Below are 15529 nucleotides of genomic sequence, written 5' to 3'. Positions count from 1 at the left end.
AACATATATGGCAAGTTTATATCAGGAGTTTAAAAATTTTGCTATAAAAGGCAATATGATCGATATGGCGGTCGGGATCATTATTGGTACCGCTTTTAATAATGTGGTTAGTACTTTAGTGAAAAAAGTGGTGATGCCGCCGCTTTCCTTATTGACCGATGATGTTAGGCTGGGTGATAAAAAATACATCCTTCGTCAAGCTGCTGAAGGCGTTGATGAAGTTGCCATTGGTTATGGAGAGCTTATGGAGGTATTGATAGATTTCGTTATCATAGCTTTTACCATTTTCGTGGTTATCAAGTTTATTAACCGCTTCAAGAAAAAATCGGAAGATCCTAAAAATAAAACGGTGGAAACCCCTAAAAACATTGAGTTGCTTTCCAATATTGAAAAATTAATGGAAGAACAGAATGCAATGTTGAAAAAGAAACAATAAGATAAGCAGGGTGCTTGATATTAGATGTGTACTAATTACATAAACATCACGTAGAGCCTCAGGTTGGATACGTTTTTAAATTTCACTGCTTTCTACCTTAGTTGCAGTTCCTTTTTGTTTTTTTTCTTGTCCAACAATATTGTATTCAAAAGTATATTCATCGCCATCAGTCGTTAGGATTTTCATGTGAATGGCCTTTTCTTCAGAACGATTTTTAGGATTAATTTTTTGCACGATGTATTCACAATCATTAATCCATCGTACGCTTGATGTATCTGCTTTTCCTTGATAGTAGTCTATTTCTATCGAGTCGTTACGCATAAAAGTGGTTGTCTGAAGCTCAGTGCCCACTAATGCCTTAAACTCAAAAGTTCCATTTTTAAATTTTTCGCAGTTTCTTTCGGGCTGATAGCAGCCTACTAATATAAATAACAGGAAAATTGAGGAGAGTAAACGCATAAAATTAGTTTCTATGCAAATTTCCGCATTTTAAAACAATTTTGAAATGCTTTATTAGGAATTATTAATAGATAATTGCTGGATTAATTCGTGGCTTTTAATTTTCGTAGGCTTTAAAGCTTCCATCTTTATAGAAAATTACGATTTTATCTATTTCAGTTTCTTTACCAGATATACTCTCTTCACGAAAAGCCTCTTTAGGTATATTGCTTATTGAACTTTTTTTTATATCAACAACTGGTTCTTCGTTTTCTTTTTGCGTAGGGAAGGAGCCTTTTCCGTTTAGCAACCAATACAATTCTACTTCTGGAAATTTCTGGACAACTTGCATAACAAATTCAAGACTGGGTTTATTTCTACCTGAAAGTAAATGTGAAATAGTGGAACGGTTAAAATCTATTGCTTCAGAAAAAGCAGTAGCAGACAACCCATAAAAATCCATGATTTTTTCAAGCCTTTTAGTAAAATCTTCGCTGTTTACCATTGTAACATAATTCAAAACATTATAACGTTTACAAATGTAAAATATTACAAGAACAACACCAAATTAAACATTATAAAGACCTGTTTTAATTAAAGTTTTAAATTATATGATGATATGTAATTATCTGAAAAAGTAATATTTATAGTTAAGTTATTTAATCAGTGTTAAATTAACTTGGGTTTTAGCGGTTTTATGTAATTATTTGTTTACAAGTGTCCTCATAATTAAATAAACTCACTGTTTACTATTGTAAACAAACGGTTGTTTAACTTTGTCAACAGAATTAAAGTTATGACAATACAAGAAGCATATCATTCCAATTTTTTAGCTCCTGTTAAAGGGCGTTATATTACCTTAAAAAATGTAATGCCGCTTATAAATAACAACTCAGAAATTGTAATTTATAAAATGGGGGTTTCAGAAAAAGGAAAAGAAATTCCTGTTTTAAAAATTGGAAATGGAGCTACAAAAATTTTAGCTTGGTCACAAATGCATGGAAATGAATCGACGACTACAAAAGCTGTTTTAGACTTTTTAAAGTTTATAGATCAAAAAGAATTGTTTCAGAAAGAAAAAAAACAATTTCTAGATACTTATACGCTTTACCTAGTTCCTATATTAAATCCAGATGGTGCTGAGGCTTATACTCGAGAAAATGCTAATGAAGTTGATCTAAACCGGGATGCAAAAAACCTAACTCAAAAAGAAAGCCAACTTTTATACGACCTTTTCAACGAAATAAAGCCTGATTTATGCCTAAACCTTCATGATCAACGTACCATATATGGCTTGGAGAATGATAAACCGGCAACAATATCGTTTTTAGCACCTTCTGCTGATACCGATCGTACTATTACAAAAACACGTCAAACGGCGATGAGGCTTATTGTAAAGATGAATAGTGTGCTACAAAAATATATTCCCGGTCAAATAGGGCGTTATGATGACTCTTTTAATATTAATTGTGTAGGGGATAGCTTTACCGCAGCTGGAATACCGACCATTTTGTTTGAAGCAGGACATTATCAAAACGATTATCATCGGGAAAAAACACGGGAGTATATTTTTTATTCTCTGTTGGAGCTATTTACTATTACTTTAGAAGGAAATAAGGTTATAGATTATAATAGCTATTTTAATATTCCTGAAAACAAAAAGAATTTTTGTGATATTATTTTAAGAAATGCACAAGTAGAACAAGAAAAAGAATCAGTATCGATTGCAATTCAATATAAAGAAGAACTTATTAATGAAAAAATTCAGTTAATCCCTATTATAAAAGAAGTTAGCGGTTTAATGAATTATAATGGACATAAAGAAATCGATCTTTGTAATGAAGAAATATTAATAAATTCTCAACAAAAAGTTGTTATTGACGAAGAAGTTTTAACAATTCATTATAAAAATAATGGGAAAGAAATTATTTTTCAATAAATGTGTTCTTTTTTTATGAAAAACTTACTATTTTTGCACTCCAAAAAAATAAAGAGCTATGGCAAAATTTAAATTAGACGAAACAGATCACAAAATTCTTGATATGCTTATCGAGAATACACGAACAGCTTTTACTGACATCGCAAAAAAATTAGGAATTTCTGCAGGAACAGTACACGTACGTGTTAAAAAAATGGAAGATGCAGGATTTATCACAGGATCTTCGCTTAAATTGGATTATAAAAAATTAGGATATTCCTTTATAGCATATGTTGGGGTGTTTCTTCAAAAAACCTCGCAAACACAATTTGTGTTAGAGCGTATTAACGAAATCCCTTTTGTAACTGTTGCTCACGTTACTACGGGCAAGTTTAATATTTTCTGTAAAATTAGAGCAAAAGATACTAGTCACGCTAAAAATATTATTTATCAAATAGATGATATTGAAGGTGTTACACGTACAGAAACAATGATTTCATTAGAAGAAAGTATTAATGACAAAAAACGATTAATGCATTCTATTTTTATGGATATAAAATAAAAACAATATCAATACTATAATTTAGTTAACCCTTTGTTTTAATGCAAAGGGTTTTTTTATCTTTAATATTTAAAACAAGATTTTTATGGAAACGACAATACCAACATCGCATTACCACTCTTATTTTAAAAGGTATATAGATTTAGTTGTTGAGCATCCATTAAAAAAAGCTTTAAAATCTGGGATCTCAAAATCAAAAGGGTTTTATGAATCACTACCCGAAGATATTTGGGCTTATCAATATGCAGAAGGAAAATGGACACCAAAGGAAGTCTTATTACATGTAATAGATACCGAACGGGTATTTAGTTACCGTGCTTTACAAATAGCTCGATCTAACCAGGTAAAATTAAAAGGTTATGATGAAAATCTTTTTGCAAAGAACTCTAATGCAAATAATCGTTCTATTAAAAGTTTAATAAGCGAGTATGTGAGTGTGCGCGCAGCTACGATAGCACTTTTTGAAAGTTTTTCTGAAGATATACTGAATAAAATTGGAACAGCAGATGGGAAGCCACTATCAGTCATAGCATCAGGATATATTATTTGTGGTCATGATTTACACCACATAAATATTATTAAAGAACGATATATATAATGAAGTTCTTTAAATTTTTGAAGAAAACGTATGTAAGCTGGGATAAAAATGATCCATGGGCAAAAAGTGCTGTAATTGCATACTATGCTTTGTTTTCATTACCCTCTTTATTAATGATAACGGTTCATTTTGCCGGTATATTTTACGGTCGTGAGGCTGTACAAGGAAGAATAACTAGCGAAATAGGAGGTTTAATAGGGCAGGGTAGTGCTGAAGCAATCGAAACTATGATTTCCAATGCAGCTCTTGAAGATAGTTCGTTAATTACAGTTATTCTTGGAATTGGGATGTTAATTTTTGCAGCAACAGGTGTTTTTTTTCAACTTCAGAAAGCGTTAAACAATATTTGGAGCGTCCGCGCTAAGGAAGAAGGATTTATGAATATGCTTAAAAGAAGGGCTACATCCTTTGGAGTGGTCTTAGCTATTGGACTGTTACTTTTAATAACCTTATTTATTTCAGCTGCGATTTCAGCCTTGAGTAATTATGTAAGTGCTTATTATTCTGAAGTTTCATCAGTTATGGTAAGCATTCTAAATTTCTTAATATCACAGGTATTCATTACGGCTTTATTTGCTTCTATATTCACTATTTTACCCGATGTGAAGATTAAATGGAAAACAACTATTTTAGGTGCTTTTCTAACATCGTTGTTGTTTTTAGTAGGAAAATATTTAATCGGATTTTACTTTTCACAATCTAACCCAGCGTCGGTATATGGAGCTGCTGGAAGTGTAGTTCTTATTTTACTGTGGGTTTACTACACCTGTCTTATTCTTTTTTTTGGAGCCGAATTGACTGTAAACTGGGCGCTGTATAAAAATATTAAAATATCTCCCACTAAACACGCTACATTGTCATATGAAAAAGAACTTGAAGAGCTTAGAGCGTATAAGAGTAAATTAAAGGAAGACCATAATAAAGCAAAATCCCTAAAGAATAATATAGATCTCTAACGAACTTTAACGATGCTTTAATAGAACATTAATACCAATCATTTGTGAACCCTTGTCTATACTAGTATCTTAGTGTAAAAGAAAAATTAATAAAAACAAAAAAATTATGGACAAGAGAATAGCAATTATTGCAACAGACGGATTTGAAGAATCTGAATTGAAATCACCGAAAGAAGCGATGGAAAAAGAAGGTTTTACCGTTGATATCGTTAGCGAAAATACCGGAAGCATTAAAGCGTGGGATAACGGAAATTGGAGCAATGATTATAATGTAGATAAAACACTTGATAGTGTAAATGCGAATCAATATAATGCTTTAGTTGTGCCAGGTGGAGTTATAAACCCTGACAAACTTCGTAGAAATGAAAACGCATTAAACTTTGTCAAAGACTTTTTCGCACAAAAGAAACCTGTAGCAGCAATTTGCCACGGCCCTCAAATATTGATTTCTGCAAATGTAGTGAAGGGAAGAAAAATGACTTCTTTCAATTCTATCAAAGACGATTTAATCAATGCAGGAGCTAATTGGGTAGACGAAGAAGTAGTTGTAGATGAAGGATTCGTTACTAGTAGAAATCCAGATGACTTACCAGCGTTTAATTCAAAATTAATAGAAGAGATTAAAGAAGGTAAGCATGAGTTACAACACGCTTAATAACAAATTGAAATAATAAAAAAAAGAGGCGGAATTTCCGCCTCTTTTTTTTATTGTCTATTCTTCTTCGTCACCAGGTATTGACTTCTCAGGGATTTCGCTTATTGGTTCGGTGTAATCTTCAACATCGTAATCATCCTCTTCAAATTTAGCCATAGTATCTTCAAGTCTTGAACTTACTTTTACCAAATAAATAGAGTCTTCAGTACGTACTTCAACAGCATCTACCGTTTCATTTTTTGCATTTTTAAATCGTATTACGTGGTCGTCATCATACCCATCAGGATATTTTTCAACTAATAACGATAGTATTTCTGGGGTCAATTTTTTAAAATCTACAATAACTCGTTTCATTGCGTTTACTGTTGTTGGGTTGTGTATTTATAGTTTCAAAAATAAAAGAGTTATTGGTATTTAAAAACTAATTTTTAAATTTTTTCATAATAATTAAAGGCGTCACGAATTACGTCATTAGGTACCGTACAATTTATTTTGTAATTGCCTATATCATTTAGTAATACAAAATAAATAACTCCTCCGCTGTTTTTTTTATCAAAAATTAATAAGTTTATTATTTCTTCGATAGCTTCATCGCTAAAAACTACTTTTTCAAACTTAGCTAATATTACAGTGGATATTTCATCTAATTTTTCCTTCGGAAAGGAGCAGAGCCTATGCGAAATATAGTTTGCTAGTATCATCCCAATAGCAATAGCTTCTCCATGTAGCAATTCTTTTTTAGAAGAATCCTTGGCTGAAACATCCATAAAATATGATTCAATGGCGTGGCCAAGCGTATGACCGTAGTTTAAGGTTTTTCTTCTACTTTTTTCAAAAGGATCTTCCGTTACCACTTTGTTTTTAATTAACACAGACTCCCAAATTAGGTCTTTTGCTTTAATTTTATCAGTTACATCAAAATGTTGTATGCTGTTCCAGTATTCTTCTGAATAAATTAAACCGTGTTTGAGCATCTCTGCCAAACCAGAGGCTATATGTGGTTTTGGGAGTGTTTTTAAAAATTCAGTGTCAAGAATTACTTGTATTGGGTTTTTTATAACTCCAACTTGGTTTTTTAAACTCCCAAGATCAACTCCATTTTTACCCCCTACCGAAGCATCGACCATCGCCAATAGGGAAGTAGGGATGTTAATAAATGGGATGCCTCGTTTAAAGGTACAAGCCACAAAACCACCAAGATCTGTAACCACACCACCGCCTAAATTAATTAGTAGGCTATTGCGGTCGGCTCCTCTTTCAGAAAGTTTGTTCCACAGCGTAACACAGGTTGCTATATTTTTATGGACTTCTCCTGCCGAAATGGTAAGCACTTCGGGTTGTTTATCAAATTGAGTTTTACTTAAAAAATAAGGGAGACAGTGTTGTTTTGTGTTTTCATCGGTTAAAACAAATGTTTTTGTGGGGTTTAGATCGTTGATTTGGTTTATAAAAGCATTCCAAGCATTTTCATCACCATAAACAGATCCTTCATTTTTCTTAATTTCTTTCATATTTAAAAAGTTAGCTAACCACTGTACTTTCCTTTGTTTCAGAAGGTTGTTGTTAATCGTGTTCTGTTACAACTAAATTATAATGTTTTATGTGGTAAAAAGTGATTTTCAGCTGTTTTTATAGTGTCAAATCTAACTATATTTGCGCACATTATTTTTATATGGAAACGAATTTACTTTTCAATAATACGGAAATCGCGTTCAAGCTAAAGTCTGATGCTGAAGTGGAGCGCGCATACTTCTTGTTTAAGATGATTGCAAACGAACCTCTAGTGCGAATAGGTACAGCAGTTACCAAATTTGCCTTGAATATTAATCTTCCTGTTGAGGGTTTGATTCGTTCTACTGTATTTGATCATTTTTGCGGTGGTGTAAGTGAAGAAGACTGTATGAATACAGTTGATGCTTTATTCAAAGCAAATGTGTATTCAGTATTAGATTATTCGGTAGAAGGACAAGAAGATGAAGCACAGTTTGATAAAACAATGAATAAGATTGTTGAACTTACTAGTTTTGCCCAAAACAAAGAAGCGATGCCTTTTTCTGTATTTAAGCCAACTGGATTAGGTCGTTTTGAAATTTGGCGTAAAAAAACTGAAAACGAAACGCTTACGAAAGAAGAAGAAGCCGAGTGGGACCGAATTGTAAAGCGCTATGAAACTGTTTGTAAGGCGGCTGATGAATGTGGTGTTTCTCTTTTAGTTGATGCTGAAGAATCTTGGATGCAAGATGCTGCAGATGAACTGTGCGAGCAAATGATGGAAAAGTACAATACAAAACGGGTTGTAATCTTTAACACCCTGCAGTGCTATCGGTGGGATAGAGAAGAGTATTTACATAAGCTTCATAAAAAATCAAAAGAAAAAGGTTTTAGGTTAGGCTTTAAAGTAGTTCGTGGGGCATACATGGAGAAAGAAAACGAGCGGGCTGAAGAAAAACAATACCCAACACCTATTTGTGAAAGTAAACAAGCTACTGATGATAATTTTAATCAAGTAACTCGATATATACTAGATAACTTAGAAGATATTACGCTGTATATAGGTACCCACAACGAAGTGAGCTGTTATTTGGCCATGGAAATCATGAAAACAAAAGAGCTAGAAAAAAATGATGAACGTGTATGGTTTGGGCAATTATACGGTATGAGTGATAATATAAGCTACAACTTAGCAAGTGAGGGATTTAATGTTTCCAAATACATGCCTTTTGGTCCGGTTAAAGAGGTCATGCCTTATTTAATACGCCGCGCCGAAGAAAACACTTCGGTAGCTGGGCAAACGAGTAGAGAACTTATTCTACTGAAAAACGAACGTAAACGACGCGGAATTTTTTAAACGAAAAACTTTTTCACATTAATAAATGTCCAAATTATTCTATTAATTTTAGAATAATTTGGACATTTTCATTTAAATATTAATTGATAGGCATTAATAATATACATACTAAATACCAACTGAAAGGAATAATACGAAGGTTTTAAGTAACTTGGAAGCGACTATGGTGAATGTAAGCAATATGTTTACTGTACAAAAAAAGCATAAAAATAATAAGCTATGGATGTCGCCGAACTAATAAGTAAAGTGTTTTTACCCTTATCTCTTGCTATTATAATGTTAGGCATGGGGATGACTTTAATTCCTGCTAATTTTACAAGAATTATAAAGTATCCTAAAGCAATTTTAATTGGTTTAACTAACCAACTTATATTTTTGCCTATTATTGGATTTTCACTCGCTATAGCTTTTAATCTAAATCCCGTAATGGCAGTCGGATTAATGATTTTAGCTAGCTGTCCTGGCGGTCCAACTAGTAATTTGATAACACAAGTATGTAGGGGGAATATTGCATTATCGGTTACTTTAACTGCTATTGCTAGTATGGTAAGTATCTTAACAATACCGTTTATACTATCTTATGCATTAGAGTACTTTGGTACTAATACAGATGTCATAATTAAGTTACCGATAATTGATACGATACTACAAATAATGGTAATTACGGTAATCCCTATTTCGATAGGAATGCTCATTCGCAACTACAACATCAATTTTGCAAAACGAAAGGAAAAACCAATGCGTATTGCCTCAACAGTAATCTTCATAATAGTATTTATTGCAGTATTAGCTGCCAATGCTGATAAACTAGTAGATGGAATGAAAGCAGCTGGAATTGTTACTTTAGTGCTCAATATTGCGACTATGGGGTTAGGGTATTTTACAGCTAGATTATTTAATTTAAATTTAAAAAGCACTATTTCAATTACTATAGAGAGCGGCATACAAAATGGAACTTTAGCACTTGTAATTGCAACTTCTATATTAAATAATGTAGAAATGGGTATTCCAATAGGAGCTTATGCCATATGGATGTTTTTAACTGGAGGAATTTTAATGTGGCAATTTGGAAAAAGATCTGAAATAAATTCTAAATAGAAAATTTAAGTCCAACATTATACACTATAAAAAGTATTATTTTTCAGCTATTCAAAAACCGCTTCCATTTTTTGAACGGTTGCTTTTTCTTCACAGTTTTCAACGGTTATTTTTAAGTTTTTATCTAAAACATCAGCTTCAATTTTATAAATTTTACAAGAATCTAAATCTGTGTTACTTTCTGAAAACAATACATCGCCATTAATAAGCATTCTTGAAATTGTTGCGGTATCTAACTTTTCTTGCTTTAAAAACTGAATTGTCTCTTCAGAAAAAGCGCGCTCTTTGTTTCTTATATCTTTTAATGTACGAGCATTAGGACTATAGTCACAAGAGGTTTTTTTTCCGCTTAAAAAAAAGAAAAGTATAATCAGGCCAATGCCAAAGCCCCCTAAGTAATAGGCAATTCTGTGAATTAATTTCATTTAAAAAAGTACATTTTATAGGTAAATTATTAAAAGAACAGCAAGTTAATATCGCTGTAGGACATATCAAACCAATTTGCAACCGCTTTATTGGTTAAAATGCCGCGGTAAAAATACAAACCATTTTTTAATCCACCATCAAAACGGATCGCTTGTTCTAGACCGCCACATTCAGCAATTTCCAATAAATAAGGTGTAAAAATATTACTAATTGATATTGAGGCTGTTTTTGGGTATCGTGCCGGAATATTAGGCACGCCATAATGAACCACATTGTGTTTAATTTGAGTAGGAGCATCGTGGCTAGTCATATCGGAAGTTTCAAAGCAACCGCCCATATCGATACTCACATCAATAATGACCGCTCCTTTTTTCATTTTTTTCACCATCGCTTCACTTACAATAACTGGCGATCTATTTTTTCCTCGAACCGCCCCAATAGCTACATCGCAACGGCGTAAAGCTTTCATTAAATTTTTGGGTTGTATGGTCGAGGTGTAGAACGTTTGCCCAATAGCAGTCTGCAACGTGCGTAATTTGGTAATAGAACTATCAAATACTTTTACGCTAGCACCTAGCCCAATGGCAGAGCGTACAGCAAACTGACCAACGGTTCCAGCACCAATAACGACAACTTCCACAGGTGGTACTCCGCTAATGTTTCCGAATAACAAACCGTTTCCTTTTTTAGCATTCACCATTATTTCTGAAGCAATCAATACAGAAGCTGTTCCGGCAATTTCACTTAAAGCTTTTACAGCTGGATAGGTATGGTCCTGCTCTTTAATAAATTCAAAAGCAAGAGCTGTTATTTTTTTCTTGGACAACACATCAAAATACTTTTTCTGTCTTGTTTTAAGCTGAAGCGCAGAAATCAATACTGTTTTTGGATTGATGAGTTCCAATTCTTCGAGGGTAGGGGGTTCTACTTTTAATATAAATGGACAGCCAAATACTTTTTTTGTGTCCTTGGTAAGTTGTGCTCCGGCTTCACTATAGTCTTTATCGGAAAAACCAGCTTCTTTTCCGGCGCCACTTTCAATTAACACTTTATGACCATTGGCCACAACAGCAGCAACGGCATCGGGAGTTAAACAGATACGTTTTTCCTGAAAATAGGTTTCTTTGGGAATACCTATAAACAAGGCTCCCTTTTGGCGGGTAACTTCAAGGGTTTCCTCTTGAGGTATTAATTGGGCTTTGGTAAATGGGGACTTAGACTCTGTCATGGCAAAAATTGGTTAGCAGCCCTAAGTTACATATTAAATGTGATACTGAAAAAAGAAAAATAACGGTTACCGAAATAAGTCTTTCACCTGTTGCCATATGCTTTTTTTGGTTAGTAGATCTTCTTCAAACTCTTGCAAATCATCGCCTCGTACTTTGTTAAATAATTTAGCTCTAATTAAATAAACTGCCGGAACTAAAATCATCATAAGAGGTAAAATATAATAGATTTCTAATTCGTCCAAACCTTGACTTTCATTTACTATGCCCCATAATTGAAAAGCATACATGGCAATAGGAATTAAGAGTATCCAGTGCCACCAATGTTTACAGGTAAAAAACCATAACAAAAGCAAGTAAAGTGGAATAATTTTCCCTACGACGAACCAGAAATATGTATTAACAGAGAAAAAAGCGGTTTTAATAGTAAAAAAAGAAGTTTCCAAAACTTGGGTATCGTTTGGGAAACTTTTGTAAGAATAAAATAAGAAAGGGGTTATTGCAATTAAAAGCACAATAACCCCCCCGAAAATCCTTGGTTTTTTATCCGTTTTGCGGAGTTCTGATTTGGTCTCTTCTAACTTGTTGTTCTGTTTGTCCATCTTCAATACTTTCTGGAGTACATGAGAAAAATAGACCAGCTCCGAAAATTGCAACGATTAAGTAGTACTTTGATAATTTCATAATGTTTAGTTTTTGTGAGGTTAATAGTACAAACCTATCACAAAATTCAACATGTATTTCAACTAAGTTCCCCGTATCTTTATAGGTTTTTTTAGGCAATAATTATCCTGCTCTAAAAATAATGCGATTTGGGGCTATTTTAAAAGAAACTATTAAGTTATATGTAATCGTAACAATTTATTTCACTGGCGTCATTGTTAAAGTTCTACTTCCGTTTTTGTTTTTTTCTAATATTAAATTAGTACTATCTGTTGGCAATAATGTTTTTATTTTATCTGGCCACTCAATAAAGACCCAATTATCAGAATAAAAATATTCTTCAATCCCCATATCTAAAGCTTCAGTTTCATCTTCTATTCTATAAAAATCAAAGTGATAGATTGCCCCATCGTTTGATTCGTACTCATTTACTAAAGAAAAAGTGGGACTTGAGATGTTGTCAGTAACACCTAATTGTTTTGCTAAAGCTGTGATAACGGTTGTTTTACCTACACCCATGTCACCATAGAACAACAAATGTTTGTTCTGGGCTTGTGATAGTATGGTATCAGCTAGTTGCTGTAAACTATCTAATGTGTAGGTTATTTCCATAATTTTGGGTTGCGATCAAATATAGCATGCAAAACCGATAAATAACTAATTTATTCGATGAAATACACAATACAAGGAAAATTCTTACAAATTTAATTTACTTAGGCTCTAACACTGAAAAAGGAATCACCATTTCTTCTAAAGAAACACCACCATGTTGATAGGTGTTGCGATAATAACTAACATAGTGGTTGTAGTTATTGGGATAGGCAAAAAACAAGTCTCCTTTTGCAAAAATAAACGAACTACTCATATTTATAGTAGGAAGATTGATGTTCTTAGGGTTAGTGGCTGCCAAAACATCTTTGTCTTGATAGGTTAAGCTTTTACCCGTTTTATAACGTAAATTTAAACTAGTGTTTTTATCACCAATAACTTTTGAAGGGTTTTTCACGTTAATGGTTCCGTGGTCGGTGGTAATAATCAACTTAAAGCCTAGTTGAGATGCTTGTTGAATAATATCCATCAACGGAGAGTTTTTAAACCAGCTTTGCGTTAAAGATCGGTACGATTTATCTGTTGAAGCTAATTCTTTTATAACTTCCATTTCAGTTTTAGAGTGGGAAAGTATATCTACAAAATTATAGACCAATACGGTTAGATCTTCGTCTTTATGACTTTTAAAGTTTTCGGCAAGGCGTTTTCCTTGTTTTAAACTCGAAATCTTATGGTAGCTCCAATTCAGGTCTAAACCAAACCGTTTTAGCTGGGCTTCTAAAAATTTGTCTTCATACATATTCTTTCCACCTTCATCGGTATCGTTTAACCAAAAATCCGGATGTAGTTTCTCCATTTCACTTGGCATTAAGCCAGAAAAAATGGCATTTCTAGCATATTGTGTAGCAGTAGGAAGAATGCTGCAAAACATCTCTTCGCTTGTTTTTTTATAGGCATTGGCAATAAAGGGCTCGAAGGCTTTCCATTGGTCATACCTAAGGTTATCAACTACCACCAATAACGTAGGTTTTTTATCCTCTAATTGTGGCATTACTTTATCTCTAAATAGAGTATGAGACATAACAGGTGCCTCTTCTTGGTCTTTAAACCATTCAGGATAATTTTTATCAATGAACTTGCAAAACTGCGTATTGGCCTCTGTTTTTTGAGATTCAAGAATTTCAAACATCCCGGTATCTTCAATATCTTCCAGCTCTAATTCCCAGTAAACCAATTTTTGATACAAATCTACCCAGCCTTCCCAAGAATTAATCATGGACATATCCATAGCAATTTTCCGGAATTCCTGCTGATAACTGGACGTGGTTTTTTCTGAAACCAATCTCGAATGATCCAAGTTTTTCTTCAAGCTCAATAAAATTTGGTGAGGATTTACCGGTTTTATAAGGTAATCAGCAATTTTAGAGCCGATTGCCTCTTCCATAATATACTCCTCTTCACTTTTAGTAATCATCACCACTGGAAGGGATGCTTGATGTTCTTTAATTTCAGATAAGGTTTCTAAGCCTGTTAAGCCAGGCATATTTTCATCTAAAAAAACAATGTCAAAATTTTCCTTTTTAATTTCCTCTAAAGCTTCGGTTCCACTTTGTGCTGTAGTAACTTTATAGTTTTTTTTCTCAAGGAAAATAATGTGCGGTTTTAACAAATCTATTTCATCATCTACCCATAGTACTTTTATGTCGCTCATATTGTATATTTGTTTTTTTATTTATTGAAATCACTTTTTACTGAAGTGTCATCTTGCAACAAATCTAATCTTGATATTTTTCACTAAGAAAAATGCCAATATAATTAAAAGTTAAAGTTTGAAATCACGTAACAAACTCAAAATAGTTAACGACCCTATCTACGGTTTTATTACCATTCCCAATACTGTCATTTTCGATTTAATAGAGCATCCATACTTTCAACGGCTGCGCAGAATTTCGCAAATGGGGATGTCATACTTGGTGTATCCGGGAGCACATCATACCCGTTTTCACCATGCTTTGGGTGCTATGTTTTTAATGCGAAAAGCAGTGCAGGTGCTTCGTTTTAAGGGGATTGACATTTCAGAAGAAGAGGAAGAGGCTATTTATATCGCCATTTTATTGCACGATATTGGTCACGGTCCATTCTCACATGCGATGGAAAATAGTATTGTTGAAAGCGTGAATCATGAACAGATTTCGTTGTTATTTATGGAAGCGTTAAACCAAAACTTTAACAACAGATTAACGCTTGCCATCACTATTTTCAAGGATGAATATGACCGAAAATTCTTGCATCAACTTATTTCAAGTCAACTGGATATGGATCGGTTGGATTATTTACGACGGGATAGCTTTTACACAGGAGTTTCAGAAGGCGCTGTAAATTCAGAACGGCTTATCACCATGTTGAATGTGCACAAAGATAAACTGGTAGTAGAGGAGAAGGGGATTTATTCAGTAGAAAAATTTATCATCGCTCGCCGTTTGATGTATTGGCAAGTGTATTTGCATAAAACCGGAATTGTAGCAGAGCAATTGTTATTACGATTATTAAAACGAGCTAAAGAATTAACTGATAACGGAGTTGATCTTCCTGCGAGTAACGCATTATCTTTTTTTCTACAGCATGCCATAACGAAAGAAACGTTTACAAAAGAAGTATTGAATACTTTTGCTAAACTTGATGATTATGATATTGTCTCAGCTATGAAGTCGTGGGTTAATTCAGAAGATTTTATCCTTAAAACACTTGCGCAAATGCTACTCGATAGAGACTTACTGAAAATAAAAATGAAAAAGAAACCGGTTTCTTCAGAAAAATTAAAAAAGAAAACGAATAAAGTAATGCTTCAGCATAATTTAACTGAAAAAGAAGCTGCTTATTTTGTGTTTACGGGTACTATTCAAAATCAGGCATACCGCATGGATAAAGACACGATTAACTTATTGACCAAAAATGGTAAAATTAAAGATGTGGCAAAAGCTAGTGACCAAGTAAACCTAAAAGCCCTTTCAGAAAAAGTAGTAAAATACTATCTATGCTATCCAAAAAGCGATAACTAATCCTTTTTTTCTATTTTTGCAGAGATTATTGTCAAATCTATATAATTTTTAAAACAGGTTAATCTGTTTTTTTGGCAATTATCTATAACCACAATGC

The 15529-nt window shown here is 33.3% G+C and carries 18 protein-coding genes; 9 read left to right on the top strand and 9 right to left on the bottom strand.

The features are described from left to right. Positions 1–7 precede the first annotated feature (7 nt). Entirely contained in the window at positions 8–436 is a 429-nt protein-coding gene (gene mscL / locus DZ858_RS13920; protein ID WP_117160265.1) for a large-conductance mechanosensitive channel protein MscL, read from the top strand. Between the two features lie 75 nt (positions 437–511). Here the strand turns inward: mscL and DZ858_RS13915 are convergent, their stop codons facing one another. Both DZ858_RS13915 and DZ858_RS13910 read right to left on the bottom strand, forming a co-directional pair. After that, complete coding sequence (locus DZ858_RS13915) at positions 512–895, bottom strand: DNA topoisomerase IV (protein WP_117160264.1); 384 nt, start codon at positions 893–895, stop codon at positions 512–514. 97 nt (positions 896–992) lie between these two features. After that, positions 993–1379 (bottom strand): helix-turn-helix domain-containing protein, encoded by a 387-nt coding sequence (locus DZ858_RS13910; RefSeq protein WP_117160263.1) that lies wholly within the window; start codon positions 1377–1379, stop codon positions 993–995. A 291-nt stretch (positions 1380–1670) separates the two neighbouring features. Here DZ858_RS13910 and DZ858_RS13905 point away from each other — a divergent pair, with 291 nt between their 5' ends. From DZ858_RS13905 to DZ858_RS13885, 5 genes are all read left to right on the top strand, one after another. Continuing rightward, positions 1671–2813, top strand: coding sequence for a M14 family metallopeptidase (locus DZ858_RS13905; protein ID WP_117160262.1), 1143 nt, complete (start codon positions 1671–1673; stop codon positions 2811–2813). 58 nt (positions 2814–2871) lie between these two features. After that, a complete protein-coding gene (locus DZ858_RS13900; protein WP_117160261.1) occupies positions 2872–3354 on the top strand; it encodes an Lrp/AsnC family transcriptional regulator in 483 nt (160 codons plus the stop codon). A gap of 85 nt (positions 3355–3439) precedes the next feature. Next, positions 3440–3952: a DinB family protein gene (locus tag DZ858_RS13895; protein WP_117160260.1), complete on the top strand. Its 513-nt coding sequence runs from the start codon at positions 3440–3442 to the stop codon at positions 3950–3952. Next, positions 3952–4908 (top strand): YihY/virulence factor BrkB family protein, encoded by a 957-nt coding sequence (locus DZ858_RS13890; RefSeq protein ID WP_168926325.1) that lies wholly within the window; start codon positions 3952–3954, stop codon positions 4906–4908. Before DZ858_RS13895 ends, DZ858_RS13890 begins: the two co-directional genes overlap by 1 nt. Positions 4909–5014: 106 nt before the next feature. Further along, positions 5015–5563, top strand: coding sequence for a type 1 glutamine amidotransferase domain-containing protein (locus DZ858_RS13885; protein ID WP_117160258.1), 549 nt, complete (start codon positions 5015–5017; stop codon positions 5561–5563). Between the two features lie 57 nt (positions 5564–5620). Here the strand turns inward: DZ858_RS13885 and DZ858_RS13880 are convergent, their stop codons facing one another. Continuing rightward, positions 5621–5917 (bottom strand): hypothetical protein, encoded by a 297-nt coding sequence (locus DZ858_RS13880; protein ID WP_117160257.1) that lies wholly within the window; start codon positions 5915–5917, stop codon positions 5621–5623. Positions 5918–5991: 74 nt separating this feature from the next. Further along, entirely contained in the window at positions 5992–7074 is a 1083-nt protein-coding gene (gene aroB / locus DZ858_RS13875; protein WP_117160256.1) for a 3-dehydroquinate synthase, read from the bottom strand. Positions 7075–7235: 161 nt separating this feature from the next. On the opposite strand from aroB, the gene DZ858_RS13870 reads away from it, so the two are divergent. Together DZ858_RS13870 and DZ858_RS13865 are read left to right on the top strand one after the other, a co-directional pair. Then, entirely contained in the window at positions 7236–8411 is a 1176-nt protein-coding gene (locus tag DZ858_RS13870) for a proline dehydrogenase family protein (protein ID WP_117160255.1), read from the top strand. 219 nt (positions 8412–8630) lie between these two features. After that, the gene (locus tag DZ858_RS13865; RefSeq protein ID WP_117160254.1) at positions 8631–9509 is read left to right on the top strand and encodes a bile acid:sodium symporter family protein; all 879 of its coding nucleotides are present in this window, start codon (positions 8631–8633) and stop codon (positions 9507–9509) included. 47 nt (positions 9510–9556) lie between these two features. Here DZ858_RS13865 and DZ858_RS13860 read toward each other — a convergent pair whose 3' ends face one another. The 5 genes from DZ858_RS13860 to porX all read right to left on the bottom strand — a co-directional run bounded on the left by DZ858_RS13860 (position 9557) and on the right by porX (position 14084). Next, positions 9557–9934, bottom strand: coding sequence for a DUF4258 domain-containing protein (locus DZ858_RS13860; protein WP_117160253.1), 378 nt, complete (start codon positions 9932–9934; stop codon positions 9557–9559). A 29-nt stretch (positions 9935–9963) separates the two neighbouring features. Further along, the gene (locus DZ858_RS13855; protein ID WP_117160252.1) at positions 9964–11163 is read right to left on the bottom strand and encodes an alanine dehydrogenase; all 1200 of its coding nucleotides are present in this window, start codon (positions 11161–11163) and stop codon (positions 9964–9966) included. Between the two features lie 66 nt (positions 11164–11229). Further along, positions 11230–11763, bottom strand: a complete 534-nt coding sequence (locus DZ858_RS13850) for a hypothetical protein (RefSeq protein ID WP_239990789.1) — start codon at positions 11761–11763, stop codon at positions 11230–11232. 259 nt (positions 11764–12022) lie between these two features. Then, complete coding sequence (gene tsaE, locus DZ858_RS13845; RefSeq protein ID WP_117160251.1) at positions 12023–12436, bottom strand: tRNA (adenosine(37)-N6)-threonylcarbamoyltransferase complex ATPase subunit type 1 TsaE; 414 nt, start codon at positions 12434–12436, stop codon at positions 12023–12025. Positions 12437–12533: 97 nt separating this feature from the next. Further along, complete coding sequence (porX, locus tag DZ858_RS13840; RefSeq protein WP_117160250.1) at positions 12534–14084, bottom strand: T9SS response regulator signal transducer PorX; 1551 nt, start codon at positions 14082–14084, stop codon at positions 12534–12536. 118 nt (positions 14085–14202) lie between these two features. On the opposite strand from porX, the gene DZ858_RS13835 reads away from it, so the two are divergent. Then, positions 14203–15432 (top strand): HD domain-containing protein, encoded by a 1230-nt coding sequence (locus DZ858_RS13835; RefSeq protein WP_117160249.1) that lies wholly within the window; start codon positions 14203–14205, stop codon positions 15430–15432. Positions 15433–15529 lie beyond the last annotated feature (97 nt).

The sequence above is a fragment of the Marixanthomonas ophiurae genome (assembly GCF_003413745.1).
Taxonomy (GTDB): Bacteria; Bacteroidota; Bacteroidia; order Flavobacteriales; family Flavobacteriaceae; genus Marixanthomonas; species Marixanthomonas ophiurae.
This window is presented reverse-complemented; position numbering and strand designations above follow the sequence as displayed.

What these genes read in the sequence shown, in the direction of transcription:
- DZ858_RS13880 (WP_117160257.1), bottom strand. Translation starts at nt 5,917, where the DNA reads ATGAAACGAGTTATTGTAGATTTTAAAAAATTGACCCCAGAAATACTA.
- DZ858_RS13915 (WP_117160264.1), bottom strand. Translation starts at nt 895, where the DNA reads ATGCGTTTACTCTCCTCAATTTTCCTGTTATTTATATTAGTAGGCTGC.
- DZ858_RS13890 (WP_168926325.1), top strand. Translation starts at nt 3,952, where the DNA reads ATGAAGTTCTTTAAATTTTTGAAGAAAACGTATGTAAGCTGGGATAAA.
- mscL (WP_117160265.1), top strand. Translation starts at nt 8, where the DNA reads ATGGCAAGTTTATATCAGGAGTTTAAAAATTTTGCTATAAAAGGCAAT.
- tsaE (WP_117160251.1), bottom strand. Translation starts at nt 12,436, where the DNA reads ATGGAAATAACCTACACATTAGATAGTTTACAGCAACTAGCTGATACC.
- DZ858_RS13900 (WP_117160261.1), top strand. Translation starts at nt 2,872, where the DNA reads ATGGCAAAATTTAAATTAGACGAAACAGATCACAAAATTCTTGATATG.
- DZ858_RS13885 (WP_117160258.1), top strand. Translation starts at nt 5,015, where the DNA reads ATGGACAAGAGAATAGCAATTATTGCAACAGACGGATTTGAAGAATCT.
- porX (WP_117160250.1), bottom strand. Translation starts at nt 14,084, where the DNA reads ATGAGCGACATAAAAGTACTATGGGTAGATGATGAAATAGATTTGTTA.
- DZ858_RS13895 (WP_117160260.1), top strand. Translation starts at nt 3,440, where the DNA reads ATGGAAACGACAATACCAACATCGCATTACCACTCTTATTTTAAAAGG.
- DZ858_RS13860 (WP_117160253.1), bottom strand. Translation starts at nt 9,934, where the DNA reads ATGAAATTAATTCACAGAATTGCCTATTACTTAGGGGGCTTTGGCATT.
- DZ858_RS13905 (WP_117160262.1), top strand. Translation starts at nt 1,671, where the DNA reads ATGACAATACAAGAAGCATATCATTCCAATTTTTTAGCTCCTGTTAAA.
- DZ858_RS13910 (WP_117160263.1), bottom strand. Translation starts at nt 1,379, where the DNA reads ATGGTAAACAGCGAAGATTTTACTAAAAGGCTTGAAAAAATCATGGAT.
- DZ858_RS13855 (WP_117160252.1), bottom strand. Translation starts at nt 11,163, where the DNA reads ATGACAGAGTCTAAGTCCCCATTTACCAAAGCCCAATTAATACCTCAA.
- DZ858_RS13850 (WP_239990789.1), bottom strand. Translation starts at nt 11,763, where the DNA reads ATGGACAAACAGAACAACAAGTTAGAAGAGACCAAATCAGAACTCCGC.
- aroB (WP_117160256.1), bottom strand. Translation starts at nt 7,074, where the DNA reads ATGAAAGAAATTAAGAAAAATGAAGGATCTGTTTATGGTGATGAAAAT.
- DZ858_RS13865 (WP_117160254.1), top strand. Translation starts at nt 8,631, where the DNA reads ATGGATGTCGCCGAACTAATAAGTAAAGTGTTTTTACCCTTATCTCTT.
- DZ858_RS13870 (WP_117160255.1), top strand. Translation starts at nt 7,236, where the DNA reads ATGGAAACGAATTTACTTTTCAATAATACGGAAATCGCGTTCAAGCTA.